10 protein-coding genes are annotated in these 15,164 nt (G+C 62.7%); 9 read left to right on the top strand and 1 reads right to left on the bottom strand.

Annotation, left to right across the window (positions count from 1 at the left end; genetic code table 11):
• The first annotated feature begins 26 nt into the window (after positions 1-26).
• From ssnA to xdh, 4 genes are all read left to right on the top strand, one after another.
• Positions 27-1,370: a putative aminohydrolase SsnA gene (gene ssnA / locus INF26_RS05015; RefSeq protein ID WP_193529636.1), complete on the top strand. Its 1,344-nt coding sequence runs from the start codon at positions 27-29 to the stop codon at positions 1,368-1,370.
• Positions 1,371-1,516: 146 nt separating this feature from the next.
• Positions 1,517-4,513, top strand: a complete 2,997-nt coding sequence (gene ygfK / locus INF26_RS05010) for a putative selenate reductase subunit YgfK (protein ID WP_193529635.1) — start codon at positions 1,517-1,519, stop codon at positions 4,511-4,513.
• Positions 4,514-4,633: 120 nt separating this feature from the next.
• Positions 4,634-4,846 (top strand): 4Fe-4S binding protein, encoded by a 213-nt coding sequence (locus INF26_RS05005; protein ID WP_193529634.1) that lies wholly within the window; start codon positions 4,634-4,636, stop codon positions 4,844-4,846.
• A gap of 11 nt (positions 4,847-4,857) precedes the next feature.
• A complete protein-coding gene (gene xdh, locus INF26_RS05000; RefSeq protein ID WP_193529633.1) occupies positions 4,858-7,632 on the top strand; it encodes a selenium-dependent xanthine dehydrogenase in 2,775 nt (924 codons plus the stop codon).
• A gap of 242 nt (positions 7,633-7,874) precedes the next feature.
• Here the strand turns inward: xdh and INF26_RS04995 are convergent, their stop codons facing one another.
• Positions 7,875-8,174, bottom strand: a complete 300-nt coding sequence (locus INF26_RS04995; RefSeq protein WP_193529632.1) for a hypothetical protein — start codon at positions 8,172-8,174, stop codon at positions 7,875-7,877.
• A gap of 601 nt (positions 8,175-8,775) precedes the next feature.
• On the opposite strand from INF26_RS04995, the gene INF26_RS04990 reads away from it, so the two are divergent.
• The 5 genes from INF26_RS04990 (at position 8,776) to INF26_RS04970 (ending at position 14,960) form a co-directional block, all read left to right on the top strand.
• Positions 8,776-10,209, top strand: coding sequence for an alanine/glycine:cation symporter family protein (locus INF26_RS04990; RefSeq protein WP_226371895.1), 1,434 nt, complete (start codon positions 8,776-8,778; stop codon positions 10,207-10,209).
• A 370-nt stretch (positions 10,210-10,579) separates the two neighbouring features.
• Positions 10,580-11,554 carry a DUF4238 domain-containing protein gene (locus INF26_RS04985; protein WP_193529631.1) on the top strand — a complete coding sequence of 325 codons (975 nt, stop codon included), beginning with the start codon at positions 10,580-10,582 and terminating at the stop codon, positions 11,552-11,554.
• A 29-nt stretch (positions 11,555-11,583) separates the two neighbouring features.
• Positions 11,584-12,354 carry a hypothetical protein gene (locus INF26_RS04980; RefSeq protein WP_193529630.1) on the top strand — a complete coding sequence of 257 codons (771 nt, stop codon included), beginning with the start codon at positions 11,584-11,586 and terminating at the stop codon, positions 12,352-12,354.
• A gap of 148 nt (positions 12,355-12,502) precedes the next feature.
• Positions 12,503-13,798, top strand: coding sequence for a BRO1 domain-containing protein (locus tag INF26_RS04975; RefSeq protein WP_193529629.1), 1,296 nt, complete (start codon positions 12,503-12,505; stop codon positions 13,796-13,798).
• Between the two features lie 175 nt (positions 13,799-13,973).
• Positions 13,974-14,960, top strand: a complete 987-nt coding sequence (locus tag INF26_RS04970; protein ID WP_193529628.1) for a restriction endonuclease — start codon at positions 13,974-13,976, stop codon at positions 14,958-14,960.
• Positions 14,961-15,164 lie beyond the last annotated feature (204 nt).

Here is a 15,164-nt window from a genome sequence, read left to right as displayed (position 1 = left end):
TTCTCGCCAGATAGATAGGAGACGAAATGCTGCTCGTCACCAATGGTCGCGTCATCACGCGCGACGCTGACAACGCCTACCTCGAGAACGGCGCCGTTGCCATCGATGGCGAGAAGATCGCCGAGGTCGGTAACGCCACCGCCCTGGCCGAGAAGTACCCCGAGGCCGAGGTCGTGGACGCCCACGGCGGCGTCATCATGCCGGGCCTGGTGAACTGCCACACCCACATCTACTCCGGCCTGGCCCGCGGCCTTGCCATCAAGGGCTGCAACCCCACCAACTTCCTCGAGAACCTCGAGCAGCAGTGGTGGAAGATCGACGACAACCTCACGCTCGACGGCACCCGCGCGAGCGCCTATGCCACCGTGCTCGACAGCCTGCGCGACGGCGTGACCACGATCTTCGACCACCACGCAAGCTTCTGCGAGATCCCCGGCTCCCTCTTCGCCATCAAGGACGTCTGCGAGGAGACGGGCATCCGCGCGTGCCTGTGCTACGAGACCTCCGACCGCCGCGGCGACGAGAAGCGCGACCAGTCCATCGCCGAGAACGCCGAGTTCGCGCAGTGGGCGGCCAAGCAGGACTCCGGCATGATCGCCGCGATGTTCGGCGGGCACGCCACCTTCACGCTCTCCGACGAGACGATGGACAAGATGGCCGAGGCCAACGACGGCCTCACCGGCTTCCACATCCACGTCTGTGAGGGCATGAACGACGTCTGGGACAGCCGCCTCAACCGCGGCGGCATCTCGCCGATCGAGCGCCTGCTGCAGCACGACCTCCTGGGCCCGCGCACCATGCTCGGCCACTGCATCCACGTCACGCCTGCCGAGATGGACATCATCAAGGAGACCGGCACCCACATCGTCAACAACCCCGAGTCCAACATGGGCAACGCCGTGGGCTGCGCGCCGGTGCTGGAGTTCTTCCGCCGCGGCATTCCGGTGCACATGGGCACGGACGCCTACACGCACGACATGCTCGAGAGCCTCAAGGTCTTCCTCATCATCCAGCGCCACAACGCGGCCATGCCCAACGTGGGCTGGGTCGAGGCCATGACGATGCTCTTCCAGAACAACCCCGCCATGGCGAGCGCCTACTTCGGGCGCGAGGTCGGCGTGCTGGCGCCCGGTGCCGCGGCCGACGTCATCGTGATGGACTACCCGGTCTTCACGCCGTTCTCAGACGAGAACATCGACGGCCACATGCTCTTCGGCATGATGGGCAAGAACTGCCGCACCACGATCGTCAACGGCAAGGTGCTCTACAAGGACCGCGAGTTCGTGGCCTTTGACGAGGAGCGCATCAACGCCTGGACCCTCGAGCAGAGCAAGCTGCTCTGGGGCACCCTGAACGAGCGCACGTACTAGGAACCGTTGGTCGGGCGCGAGGGGCGCCCGGCCCCACTCGGCCTCCGCGGGGCCGACCGTCACCTTTCGCCGGCGCGCGGTCTCGCCGGCGGGCCACATGATCCAAAAGGGGTCTGTCCCCTTTTGGATCACGGAGAGGAGCAACAATGAGCGACGTCATGAGGCCGATTCCGTTCGCGCAGGTCATGGACTGGGTCCTGACCGAGCACGAGACCCAAGGCGCCATCTTCGGCGTGCGCAAGGCCTACGTCCACGAGGGCGGCGCCGAGGCGATCTTTGCCGAGAAGATCGAGACCCCCTTTGGCCCGGCCGCCGGCCCCAACACCCAGCTCGCGCAGAACATCATCGCTTCCTACGTGGCGGGCTCGCGCTTCTTCGAGCTCAAGACCGTGCAGGTCATGGACGGCGAGGAGCTCTCCGCCTGCGTGAACAAGCCCTGCATCGTGGCCGAGGACGAGTGCTACAACTGCGAGTGGTCTACCGAGCTCACGGTGCCCGACGCCTTCGCCGAGTACGTCAAGGCCTGGTGGGCGTGCAAGCTCATCGCCCGCGAGTACGGCCTGGGGGACCCGGACGGCTTCGTCTTCAACATGTCCGTGGGCTACAGCCTCGAGGGCATCAAGTCCGAGAAGGTCGACAAGTACATCGAGGGCATGAAGGACGCCTCCGGCACCGAGGTCTGGGCCGAGTGCCGCGACTGGGCCCTCGCCAACCTCGACCGCTTTGACAACGTCGACGCCGACTTCGTCAACACCGTCTCCCCGCAGGTCTCCAACTCTGTCACCGAGTCCACGCTCCACGGCTGCCCGCCCGACGAGATCGAGCGCATTGCCACCTACCTCATCACCGAGAAGGGCGTGAACACCTACATCAAGTGCAATCCTACGCTCCTGGGCTACGACTTCGCGCGCGAGCGCCTGAACGAGCTCGGCTTTGACTACATCGTCTTCGACGACACGCACTTCCGCGAGGACCTGCAGTGGGTCGATGCCGTGCCCATGTTCGAGCGCCTCATCAAGCTCTGCGCCGAGAAGGGCCTCGCGTTTGGCGTCAAGCTCACCAACACGTTCCCGGTGGACGTGACCCGCGGCGAGCTGCCGAGCGAGGAGATGTACATGTCCGGCCGCTCGCTCTTCCCGCTCACCATCGAGCTGGCGCGCCGCATCGCCCGCCAGTTTGACGGCAAGCTGCGCATCTCCTACTCCGGCGGCGCCGACGCCCGCAACATCCGTGAGCTCTACGCGGCCGGCATCTGGCCGATCACCATGGCCACCAACGTCCTCAAGCCCGGCGGCTACGAGCGCTTCTTCCAGATCGCCGGTCTTCTCGCCGGCGCGCCGCGCGCCGAGGTCGTGGACGTTGACGCCGTGACCGAGCTCGCCGCCCGCGTGGCGTCCGGCAAGGACTACCAGAAGCCCATCAAGCCGGCCAAGCCGCACAAGATCGACGCCGAGCTCCCGCTCATGAGCTGCTTCACGGCGCCGTGCCGCTCCGGCTGCCCCATCCAGCAGGACATCCCGGCCTATCTCTCCCGCGTGGACGAGGGCAAGTTCGCCGAGGCCCTGCGTATCATCGTGGAGCGCAACGCCCTGCCGCACATCACCGGCAACCTCTGCCCGCACCCCTGCGGCGCCAAGTGCGAGCGCAGCTTCTACGAGCCCGAGGGCGCGCGCATCCGCGAGTCCAAGCTGGCAGCCGCGCGCGGCGGCTTCGACGAGGTCGTGAAGAAGCTCCGCGCCGCCGGTCCAACTCGTCTGGCTTCTGCGGCCGATAAGAACGTGGCGGTCGTGGGCGGCGGTCCGGCGGGCCTGGCGACCGCGTTCTTCCTCACGCGCGCGGGCGCCAAGGTCACCATAATCGAGCGCACCGACAAGCTCGGCGGCGTGGCGCGCCACGTCATTCCCGAGTTCCGTATCTCCCACGACGACATCGACAAGGACGTGGCCCTCTGCCTCGCCTTTGGCGCGCAGGTCCAGATGGGGCGCGAGGTCACGAGCGTCCAGCAGCTCCTCGACGAGGGCTTCACGGACGTCGTGGTGGCCACCGGCGCGTGGGCGCCGGGCAAGGTGGGCCTCAAGATGGGCGAGGAGATCGACGTCCTGGAGTTCCTGGCCGCCGCCAAGGCCGGCGAGCCCATGGAGCTGGGCACCGACGTCGTGATCGTGGGCGCCGGCAACACCGCCATGGACGCCGCGCGCGTGGCCAAGCGCGCCGAGGGCGTGCAGAACGTGCGCATCGTCTACCGCCGTACCAAGAAGGAGATGCCGGCGGACGAGGAGGAGCTGCAGCTGGCACTCGAGGAGGGCGTGGAGCTCTGCGAGCTTCTCGCCCCGATCGGCGTGGCCAACGGCATGCTGGCCTGCGAGGTCATGCGCCTCGGCGAGCCGGACGAGTCCGGACGCCGCCGCCCCGAGCCCACGGGCGACACCGTGGACGTCCCGGCCACGGCCGTGATCTGCGCCGTGGGCGAGCAGATCGAGCGCGGGCTCTACGAGGGCGCGGGGGTCGAGGTTGACCGCCGCGGCCGCCCGGCCGGCACCGCCACGGGCGTGGACCACGTCTGGGCCGCCGGCGACTGCCGTCGCGGTCCGGCCACCTTCGTGGAGGCCATCGCCGACGCGCAGGCCGTTGCCCGCGACCTGGCCGGCGTGGACTTCAACGCCTACGCCGCCCAGAACGTCCGCGCCGACAAGCTCGACGCCATCATGGCGCGCAAGGGCGACATCTGCCTCGACGTGCCCGGCTGCACCTCCAGCCGCTGCCTGGGCTGCGCCACCGTCTGCGAGGTCTGCTGCGACGTCTGCCCCAACCGCGCGAACGTGGCCATCAAGGTGCCGGGTCTCGCGCAGCAGCAGGTCGTCCACGTGGACGGCATGTGCAACGAGTGCGGCAACTGCGCCGTCTTCTGCCCGTGGAGCGGCCGTCCGTACAAGGACAAGCTCACGCTCTTCTGGAGCGCCGAGGACATGGACGCGAGCGAGAACCGCGGTTTCCTGGCGCTGCCGGACGGCACGTTCCGCGTGCGCCTGGCCGGTTCCGACGGCACCTACGACGTGAACGACGCCGCCTGCGGCCTGCCCGAGGACGTGCGCCTCACCATCTGCGCCGTCCGCGACGACTACGCCTACCTGCTGGCCAAGTAGCCAACCCGCGGCGTGCAAAGGGGACAGTCACTTTTGCACGCCGCGCATGGACTCGCCGGGTTCGGAATCTGGGTGCGTGCAAAAGTGACTGTCCCCTTTGCACGCAACGAGGGGAGAGACATGGACGACGAGCTCAAGCGCATCTGGGTCGCCGACGAGGGCTGCATAGGCTGCCGCCTCTGCGAGCGCGCGTGCCCCACCGGCGCCATGCGCGTGGAGGACAAGCAGGCCCGGATCGACTACGCGCTCTGCATCGCGTGCGGCATGTGCGCCACCAAGTGCCGCAAGGGCGTCATCCACGACACGCTGGGCATCTACGCCCCGGCCCAGTAGGGGAGGAGACCATGGCAGCTGGAACCGCCGTCAAGGCACCCGCCGAGTACCGCTTTACCGTCAACGGCGAGGAGCAGGTCGTCGCTTGTGACAAGCCGCTCCTTCGCTACCTGCGCGACGACCTCAAGCTCACCTCCGTCAAGGACGGCTGCTCCGAGGGCGCGTGCGGCACCTGCACCGTGCTCGTGGACGACCGCGCCACCAAGGCGTGCGTCCTCACCACGCGCCTGGCCGCAGGTCGCAGCATCGTGACCGTGGAGGGCCTGCCCCACGAGGAGCAGGAGGCCTTCGTCTACGCCTTCGGCGCCGTGGGAGCCGTCCAGTGCGGATTTTGCATCCCCGGCATGGTCATGGCGGGCGCGGCCCTCATCCACAAGGTTCCCGACCCCACCGAGGACCAGGTCAAGGTGGCCATCCGCGGCAACGTCTGCCGCTGCACCGGCTACAAGAAGATCATCGAGGGCATCCTGCTCGCCGCCGCGATCCTGCGGGGCGAGAAGAGCATCGACCCGGAGCTCGAGCGCGGTGACGACTACGGCGTGGGCAAGCGCGCCTTCCGCGTGGACGTGCGCCGCAAGGTGCTCGGCTACGGCAAGTACCCCGACGACATCGACGAGCGCGACTTCCCCGACCTGACCTACGCCAGCGCCGTGCGCTCCAAGTACCCGCGCGCCCGCGTGGTCAAGATCGACGCCGAGAAGGCCCGCGCCATGCCGGGCGTCCTCGCCGTGCTCACGGCCGCCGACGTTCCCGTGAACGCCGTCGGCCACCTGCTCTACGACTGGGATGTCATGACGGCCGAGGGTGACGTCACCCACTGCGTGGGCGATGCCATCGCGCTCGTCGTGGCCGAGAACGCCGCCACGCTCGAGAAGGCCAAGAAGGCCGTCAAGGTGGAGTACGAGGTGCTCGAGCCCGTGCGCTCCATCGAGGAGGCCCGCGCGGAGGACGCGCCCGTGCTCCACAAGCCCTACCTCGCCTTTGGCAACTGGGTCACGCCCGAGAACAACATCTGCCAGCAGCGCCACGTGGTCCGCGGCGACGCTGCCGCCGCGCTCGCCGGCGCCGCGCACAAGGTGACGCGCACCTTCAAGACGCCGTTCACCGAGCATGCCTTCCTCGAGCCCGAGTGCGCCGTCGCCTTCCCGTACAAAGGCGGCGTCAAGGTGTGCTCGTCCGACCAGGGCGCCTACGACTCCCGCAAGGAGATCGCCCACATGCTGGGCTGGGACGCCACGCCCGAGAAGGTGGTCGTGGAGACCATGCTCGTGGGCGGCGGCTTTGGCGGCAAGGAGGACGTCTCCGTGCAGCACCTGGCCGCGCTCGCCGCGCTCGCGGTGAATCGTCCCGTCAAGGTGCGCCTCACGCGCCAGGAGTCCATCAACTTCCACCCCAAGCGCCACTACATGGAGGGCACGTTCACCCTCGGCTGCGACGAGGACGGCACCTTCGTGGGCCTGGACTGCGAGATCAACTTCGACACCGGCGCCTATGCGTCCCTCTGCGGCCCGGTCCTCGAGCGCGCCTGCACGCACTCCGTGGGCCCGTACTGCTACCAGAATACGGACATCCGCGGCTACGGCTGGTACACCAACAACCCGCCCGCCGGCGCGTTCCGCGGCTTCGGCGTGTGCCAGAGCGAGTTTGCGCTCGAGAGCCTGATCGACCTTCTCGCCGACGAGATGGGCATCTCCCCGTGGGAGATCCGGTACAGGAACGCCATCGAGCCGGGCAAGGTCCTGCCCAACGGCCAGATCGCCGACCGCTCCACCGCCCTCAAGGAGACCCTGCTCGCGGTCAAGGACGTCTACGAGGCGCACCCCGGCCACGCCGGCCTCGCGTGCGCGATGAAGAACGCGGGCGTGGGCGTGGGCCTGCCCGACGCCGGCCGCTGCAAGATCCGCGTGGAGGACGGCTGTGCCGTGGTCTACTCCGCCACCTCCGACATCGGCCAGGGCTGCAACACCGTCTTCCTGCAGGACGTCGCCGAGGCCACCGGACTTCCGCTCGCCAACATCGTGAACGGCGAGTGCTCCACCGAGAACGCGCCCGACTCCGGAACCACCTCCGGGTCGCGCCAGACCCTCATCACCGGCGAGGCCGTGCGCGGCGCGGCGTTCCTGCTGCGCGACGCCATGCTCGCGGTGGAGGAGGGGACCGAGACCGGCACCGAGCCCGTGGTGGCCCACGGCGACGGCTTTGTGGTCGAGTACGCCGACGGCACGCCCTACGTGGGCCCGGGCGCCGGCTACCACGCGGCCGACCCCGTGGCCGCGCTGGCCGCGCTCGAGGGCCGCGAGTTCTCCTACGAGTACCTCGAGAAGACCGACAAGCTCGGCGCGGACGTGCCCAACCCCAAGAGCCACGTGGCCTACGGCTACGCCACGCACGTCGTGATTCTCGATGACGACGGCCGCGTGACCGAGGTCCACGCCGCGCACGACTCCGGCAAGGTGGTGAACCCCATCGCCATCCAGGGCCAGATCGAGGGCGGCGTGCTCATGGGCATGGGCTACGCGCTCACGGAGCGCTTTGATCTGGAGGATTGCGTCCCGCAAGTGAAGTTCGGTACGCTCGGGCTCTTCCGCGCGCCGGACATTCCCTACATCAACGCCATCTACGTCGAGAAGGACGAGCTGCTGGACGTGGGCTACGGCGCCAAGGGCATCGGAGAGATCGCCACGATCCCCACCGCGCCTGCGGTCCAGAACGCCTACCGCGCCCTCACCGGCGAGCTCCAGACCGAGCTCCCGCTCAAGCACACGTACTACTCGCGCGAGAAGTAGCTCCGCTTCCTCGCACATCCCTTGCAGAGGCCCGCCGGTTTGCCATGCCCGGCGGGCCCTCGTTCTTCTCGGCTCTCTACGTGCCGGCACTCATGAGTGTCGGCTCCTGCCGCGTTTCCAGTCGACACTCCCGCACAGAACCCAAGAAGGGGCCCGCACTCCTGCCCATAACCTGTCAACTAAGCCCGCACTCATGAGTGCGGGCTTGCCCCGATTGCAAGATATTGGTGCCAGACGCAACTTTACGCCGGCTCATGGTAGAGCTCCATCCTCTTGAGCTCGAGCGTAGCTCTGTCGAGGATGAGCGTCTTATAGGTGCGCAGTGACTTTGGGCTTGTAGTGAGTCCTGCAAGGGCCGTTGCCGGAAGGTCGCTTCCGAGGACGTAACCAACAACGACGCGCCAGCTGGTTTCGTCCTCGCTCAACTCGATGCCCTCGAGCGCCGCGTATCTGGCCTCAGGGATGAGCTCCACGAGAATCTCAACCGCTCTCTTTGCTGCTGCCTGCGCCGACGAGACGTCCATGACGAGTCCTCCAACCATGTCGTTCCTTTCTCTTCAAGTGTAGCGCGCTCGCGTTCAAGCTCTTGAGGTAGTTCCTCATGAAGCCTCCGTGCCTCCATTGAGGGGTAAGACCCTAGCACGGAGGCGGTAGGCCTTGTCTTGCAGTTGTCTTCCACGTAGCTGCGTTCCCAGCTCAAGACAGTTGAGAAGGACATATGGTTCGAATCTCTATCGACAGACGGTCGGGTTTCGTGTGTCACCGGTAGACAAGTTGCCTTGGGTGCAAATCGTTGCGTCGCGCGTCCGCACAATGGGTGTCGGGGACAGCGAACGGCATAGTCGCCGTTAAAACGGCTTGCTGGAAGAAGCGCTTGTGGACAGCGAGGGCCAGGCGTTCGCGACGCTCGCGACTTTACCGCCAAATCTTTACCGCCAGTGGCGGTAAAACGCCTATCGGCGCGGAGGCCAAGATTATTCTGCTGAGAATTATTCTGCGGAGAATAATCTTGCAGCCGAGAAGAACGCGGCGCTTCAAGCGCTGCCCATCAATCAACGCTCCCGTCACGCTACGGAAACACGGGTAGGGCAAAGTTACCCTTTGTGTAGCTGAAACTGCCCGCGCCCCGTCGAGAGGCCCTCCATGTTTGACTTCTTCATGTCCGCCATCACTGCCCTGAACGACAACGTGCTGTGGGGCGTCCCCATGGTCGTGCTGATGCTCGGGACCGGCGTGTTTTTGCTCTTCGTCACCCGCGGCGTCGTGTTCTCACGCTTCAACGTGGTCATGCGCTACACCACCAAGACGCTCTTCCAGCGCCCCGACCCGTCGGAGGCGGGGGAGGGCACCATCTCGCCCTTCCAGGCGGTGTGCACCGCGCTCGCGGCGACGCTCGGCACCGGCAACATCGTGGGCGTGGCGCTCGCGGTGGCCACGGGCGGCCCGGGCTCGATCTTCTGGCTGTGGCTCTCCGCGCTGGCCGGCATGGTCATCAAGTTCTGTGAGGTCACGCTGTCGGTGGCGTACCGCACGCGCAACGAGCGCGGCGAGATCGTGGGCGGCCCCATGTACTACATCTCCCGCGGCCTGGGGCTTGGCTGGCTCGCCATGCTGTTCGCCGCCTTCGGCTTCCTGGCGTCCTTCGGCATCGGCGCGAGCGTGCAGGCCAACTCGCTCGCCGGCAGCGTGAACGCCACCTTCGGGGTGCCGCTGCCCGTCATCGGCGCCGCCGTGGCGCTGCTCGCGGGCCTGGTCCTCATCGGCGGCATCACCCGCATCGCTCAGATCACCGAGAAGCTCGTGCCCTTCGCGGCCATCTTCTACCTGCTCGGCGCCGCGGCGGTGCTCGTGGTCAACGCCGGCGAGATCCCCGCCGCGATCGCCCAGATCTTCCGCGACGCCTTCACCGGCACGGCGGCCACGGGCGGATTTTTGGGCGCCACGGTCATGTACGCGTGCCGCGTGGGCATGTCGCGCGGCGTGTTCACCCACGAGGCGGGCATGGGCTCGGCGCCCATCGCGCACGCCTCAGCCGACACCGACCACCCCGCCCGCCAGGGTCTGTGGGGCACGTTCGAGGTGTTCTTCGACACCATCGTCATGTGCACGATCACGGGCCTCGTGATCATCACCTCGGGACTGTGGCACGCCGACCCCATGATGTCCGAGGGCGCCATGAGCTCGGCGGCCTTTGGGCAGAGCATCCCCGGCGGCCAGTACATCGTGACCGTGGGCCTCATGCTCTTTGCGTTTGCCACGCTCATCGCGTGGTACTACTACGGCGAGAAGTGCGTCGAGTACCTCTTCCGCAAGAGCCGTGCCCAGCGCGTGGCCGTGCGCGTCTACCAGGTCGCCTACGTCGCCATGGTGTTCGCGGGCTGCGTGACCAACCTCGACGTGGTGTGGGAGTTCGCCGACTGCTTCAACGGCCTCATGGCGATCCCGAATCTCATCGCGCTGATCGCCCTTTCGCCCGTGATTCGCCGGCTCGCGGGGGACTTCTTCCGCGACCCCGACCGTCGCCGCCCGCGCGACACTGACTACAGCGGGATGCTGGTGTTTAAGGACAAGAGCTGACGTATTCGCTTGCCAATGTTCGCCGAGTGTGCACCAGCCGAGAAAAACGTCTCCGTGGGCGCGCTTTTTTCTCGGCTGGCGCACACTCGATGCGACGGGTGGCCGCTGCTTGGTGCCAGGAGTCGTTCTACCAGTGGGGTAAGATAGGGACAGTAAGCCCGCCTGGCCTCTGCTTTCGAGCATGCACACTGGCGGGTTTTCGCCTATCTAAGGACTCCTTTGTCCGTGATATTGCAAGGTCATTTTCAATGGTTGAGTAGCAGGTGGACCTCCTCGTGAAGGGAAGGCTTAACTTCAGATAGGAGGATCGCTTCTCCCGGAGAATTATACTTGCGGTGAACTTAACCTGCATATGATTGGATGACCTGAATTGGCTCAAGGCATTACACGGAATCAGCACTGGATACCGCAATTCTATTTAAAATACTTTTGCGACTCGAAAGAGAAACTTTGTGTCTATCGGAGAGAAAACGATTCCTTCTTCCGCATTTCACCCAATCATGTTTGCAGCAAACGCGATCTCTATGAAGTGGATCATAGAGTCTTCTCCGCTGGTCATGAGAAGCACCTATTTGCTCAAAACACAATTGAAAGGCTGCTTTCAGAGGCAGAGGCCCGTATTGCTCCAATATATAGTTGCCTCATTGACTGTTGCAATAAGAATGTAACCACGGGCAAAGAATACTACGATGGCAAGCTCGCTGCCTGTGCTTTAGTTGCAAATCTGCTGACTAGACACCCTCTCTCATTATCGAAAGAACGTAAGGACGCACCGCAACGGATGCAGGAATGGATGTCAAACTATGAGCTGACGCAAGAGGAAATCAAGTTACTTGATGAGGTTGACTGGTACGAGGACTATGAAGCACTAACCGAGTTGGCAATTATGGCCGTGCTTCTCTTCTCAAAGGACAAGAGAGTCCCGCAGAGAAAAATGTTCGAGGCGTTTTCCAAGAAGAAAATGACCATTCTTAAAGCTCCAAAGTTCTATAGTTTTATAACTACATCACTGCCGATTATGATAATCGGACCAGAGAATACCGACTATCATTTCGACTTCGCATTCTTTCCCTTGAGCTCAGGATATGCTGCTCTTTTTTCAGATGATGGGCCGGGTGTCCGGAGTAATGACTCGGACGGTCGACAACTAGCCCATTGGAATCAATGGCTTCTTTGGAATGGCCTCTATAATAGGGAAATAATTCCTCTTAATTGTTATTGGACAACATTTTGGAACCGCCTGCTTCTTTTAAATTGCGCTTCATGGGACATTGCTATGTCAAGCACCCTGGCGCCTTTGGAGAGAGCAGTGAATGAGTGGGGACTATCCAATCAGAGTGAATGATAGTTTTTAGTATCAATTAGGAGGCGAACATGGGGCAGTACTTCAGCTGGGTCAACGTAGATAAGCACGAGCGGTTGGACAGCTGCTTCTGGAACTTCTCTCCGTCACTCCACGGACGATGCCTCGCCCCTTGTGAGGAGAACCAGGCAATGCTCTCTCTGCTTGCAACCCACTGGCAGGGTGATGTCGTGGTGTTCTGCGGTGACTACGCCGACTTCAGTAAGGGGGGCAATCATCCGGGCTGTAAGTACATCCAAGAGAAGGTACTTGCAAGTGGGTGGGCCATCCCCGACTTCATTTACGAGGCTCGCGACGCCACGGGCCGCCTCAGGAGTGCGAGGGATAGTCCTAGAAATAGGCGCAATTCCCCAGAGGATGAGACGCTTGACTACCACGATGGTCCCTTCGACGTTGACATCAAGGAGTGGCGCTACGCGGTGAACCCCACTCGCCGGGAGTACATCGACTATCAACGTACGCCCGTGGTGTTTGCGTCCACTCATTTCATCCAGCGCTATGACCCGTTGCCGTTGCTGCTTGCCTCCGCAATCTGGGCACTAGATGACCCCAACGAAGAAATTGAGGGACGATGGCTCGGGGATGTCGTGTACCCGACGAACGAGAGTCCGGATGGAACCTTCTCTCTTATCGCGGCCGACTATGTTGATTGGACGATAGATTGGCCGGTGCTGCGGGGCGTTACCGACGATGAGGTTCGCGAGATGATGGTCGACGCGAGAGTTGACCTTGAGGCTGGAGGGAACGAAGACTTTCTGCCCATCCTTCTAGGTAAACGATAGCAACGCGTGAACCGTATCAGTGGCGATTCCCCGTCTATGACGAAGGGAGACCCTTTCAGCCAGGTACTATCGGTTGACACATTATTGTCGTGCCCAGAATCCCTACCATAGAGGCTGGCGAGAAGATCACGTAGGAATCGAGGGCCTCATGTCGGACGCCAGTGTGACAACCCAAGAAATCACCGTCGTTAAAGACGGGCACGGTCTGCTTTTCCTCGGCGACCCAAAAGAGATCAAGGCCTGGCTCGACGATCGTGGCCTTGCTTCTCGCGAGTTTGCTACCAAGGCGCTGAGGGCCGGTGGCTCTGCCGTGCAGACGGCAGCCAAAGTGTCCTCGGAGTCCGGTCGCTGGGTGAAGCTCACCAAGGACTCTGCCAAGCTTCTCGAGAAGTATGGCAAGGCGGGCGCCATACAGCCCGGTGTGGTGCAGAAATCAAATGGGCAGATCGTCAAGTGGCTCAGGTTTGAGAACCCGAGTCAGCTCTTCTCTCCTGCCATGGCGACGGGCGTTGCCGGAATGATGACCCAGATGGCGCTCGAGCAGGCCATCCAAGAGATTACCGACTACCTCAAGAGCATCGATGAGAAGGTCGGAGACCTTCTTCAAGACCAGAAGGACCAGATCGTGGCCGATCTCATCGGGGTGGTCTTTGAGGTGGACGAGGCCGCGGCAATCAGGGACAAGACGGGTACATTGAGCGATGCCGCTTGGTCAAAGCTTGCCCCGTGTGCTCAGACGACGAGTCGGGCGCTCGGATATGCTTTGACCAAGCTTCAGGTCATTTCGGACAAGCTCTCGCGCGCCGAGTCTGTCGATAAGATTGAGCACGTGTTGAGCACTGCGAAGGACGACGTACCCGCATGGCTCGTTATGGTCTCTAGAGCCGTGCAGACGAGGGACAAGCTCTCGGTCATCGAGCTGGAACGCGCCTACGCCGAGCTCCCCGAGGTGCTCGAGGAGCATCGTTTGGGAATCGTGGAGGCGAGGAGAGAGCGGCTTGGCAAAGTCAAGGTTAGGATTGATGCCCTTCGCGAGGTGCTCGAGCTGTCGGCAGACAGAGTCAGGGAGGAGAAGCTTCTCCACCCCTTTGCCGTGGACAGTGTCCTTGCAATCCTTGATTCGCTGATGGAGCAGACCAGTCAGTTCTCCAAGGGGCTCGACATCGAGATGGACGAGAAGGTCATCGAGCGTGCCCCTGAGTGGCTTGACGTTGCCGGAAAGATTGCCGGCGACGTTGCCTCGGGCGCCGCTAACGGTGCGCAGCAGCTTGGCGGTGCGATCGCTGATGGGGCGGGAGCTCTGGGCGAAGCAGCGGGGAAGGGAGCCGCCGATCTAGGAGCTGCCGTGGCTGACGGAGTCCAAGGGCTTGGCAAGGCCATCGGTAACGTTGACCTTAAGAAGGCTGCAGAGTCGCTTCCCTTCAAGCTACCGTTTGGGAAGTAGCGGGCAGGAGTGGCGTGAAGAAAAGGTTCGGCTGTTTTTCGGGCGTGTCTTTTGAGGATCTAACTCGTAGGACCTGCCGTTGCCCCATTCCACTCATCATCCAAGTCGCTCACTTTAGTCGCAAGCGGTTAGGATGATACTGAAGCTAGTCGACTCACAAAACGAGGGGAATCCGATGTCTATTGTCTGGGGTCTTCACTGTCGTGATGAGCAGCTGGCGCTTCAGCATGGAGTTATCGCTATCGGCTGGCCGCAGATGGGTGATCTCAAGAAGCTCCCCAATGACAGGGAGGCTTTCAAGAAGCGTCATCAAGAAGTGTACCCTGAGGCGAAAAAGGGCAACACTCCGGTTGCGGCGGGCATGCTGATTCGCTTTGCCTATGAAGTCAAAATCGGTGACTACGTGGTCTATCCGTCCAAGAGCGATCGCATGATAAACATCGGCATCATCGAGGGGGATTACTACTACGTTCCAGACCGAGATGAGTATCGGCACCAGAGGAAGGTTAAATGGCTCAAGCGCCTGCCTCGCACGGCGTTCTCTCAAGGTGCGCTCTATGAGACGGGTTCGGTATTGAGCTTCTTCAAACTTAAGACCTATGGAGAGGATTTCCTTCACGCGCTAAGCGACGATTTTGACGCCCACGCCTTCTCAGATCCCGACTCAGAGGATGTGAGCGTGGGCACAACCGCAGAAGAGATTCTGGAAGCAACGCGAGACTTCGTGCTCAAAGAGCTCAGCAAGAATCTTAAGGGCTATGCGCTGGAGGAGTTCGTGGCAAACCTCCTACGCGCCATGGGCTATCGTGCTACCGTGTCTCCCCAGGGAGGCGATAGTGGGGTGGACATCACTGCCTATAAAGATGAGCTTCCACCACGGATCCTGGTCCAGGTGAAGAGCGGAGATGGTGAGATACGCGAGACGACCATCCAGTCTCTTAAGGGTGCGATGCGTGAGGGCGATTACGGCGTTTTCGTCACGCTGACTGATTACACCAAGAACGCCAAGAAGTATCTGGATAACACCCCAATCATCCGAGGAATCAACGGTGCGGAACTGGTTGACTTGATTCTCAAGTATTACGAGGATCTCGACGATGAATATCGTCGGCTTATTCCGCTCAGAAAGGTTTATATCCCCACGTTGGAAATTGAAGAATAAAGCTATCAATTTGCTAGGCGGATCTGTCGACCTTTGGTGTCAGCTGACTGCTCAATTATGCAGACAATATATTTCTCACAAATAGGGGATAAGCAGTGAAGGGCATAGCGGTGCTCAGCTGTCCTCAGAACAGTCTCAGAGTTGAGAAGGATGACCGAGGAACAGGCGAAGTTCTTCGAAGGCGAGTCGGTCAACAACAACGAG

Source organism: Thermophilibacter gallinarum (assembly GCF_014982725.1).
Lineage (GTDB): Bacteria > Actinomycetota > Coriobacteriia > Coriobacteriales > Atopobiaceae > Thermophilibacter > Thermophilibacter gallinarum.
This window is presented reverse-complemented; position numbering and strand designations above follow the sequence as displayed.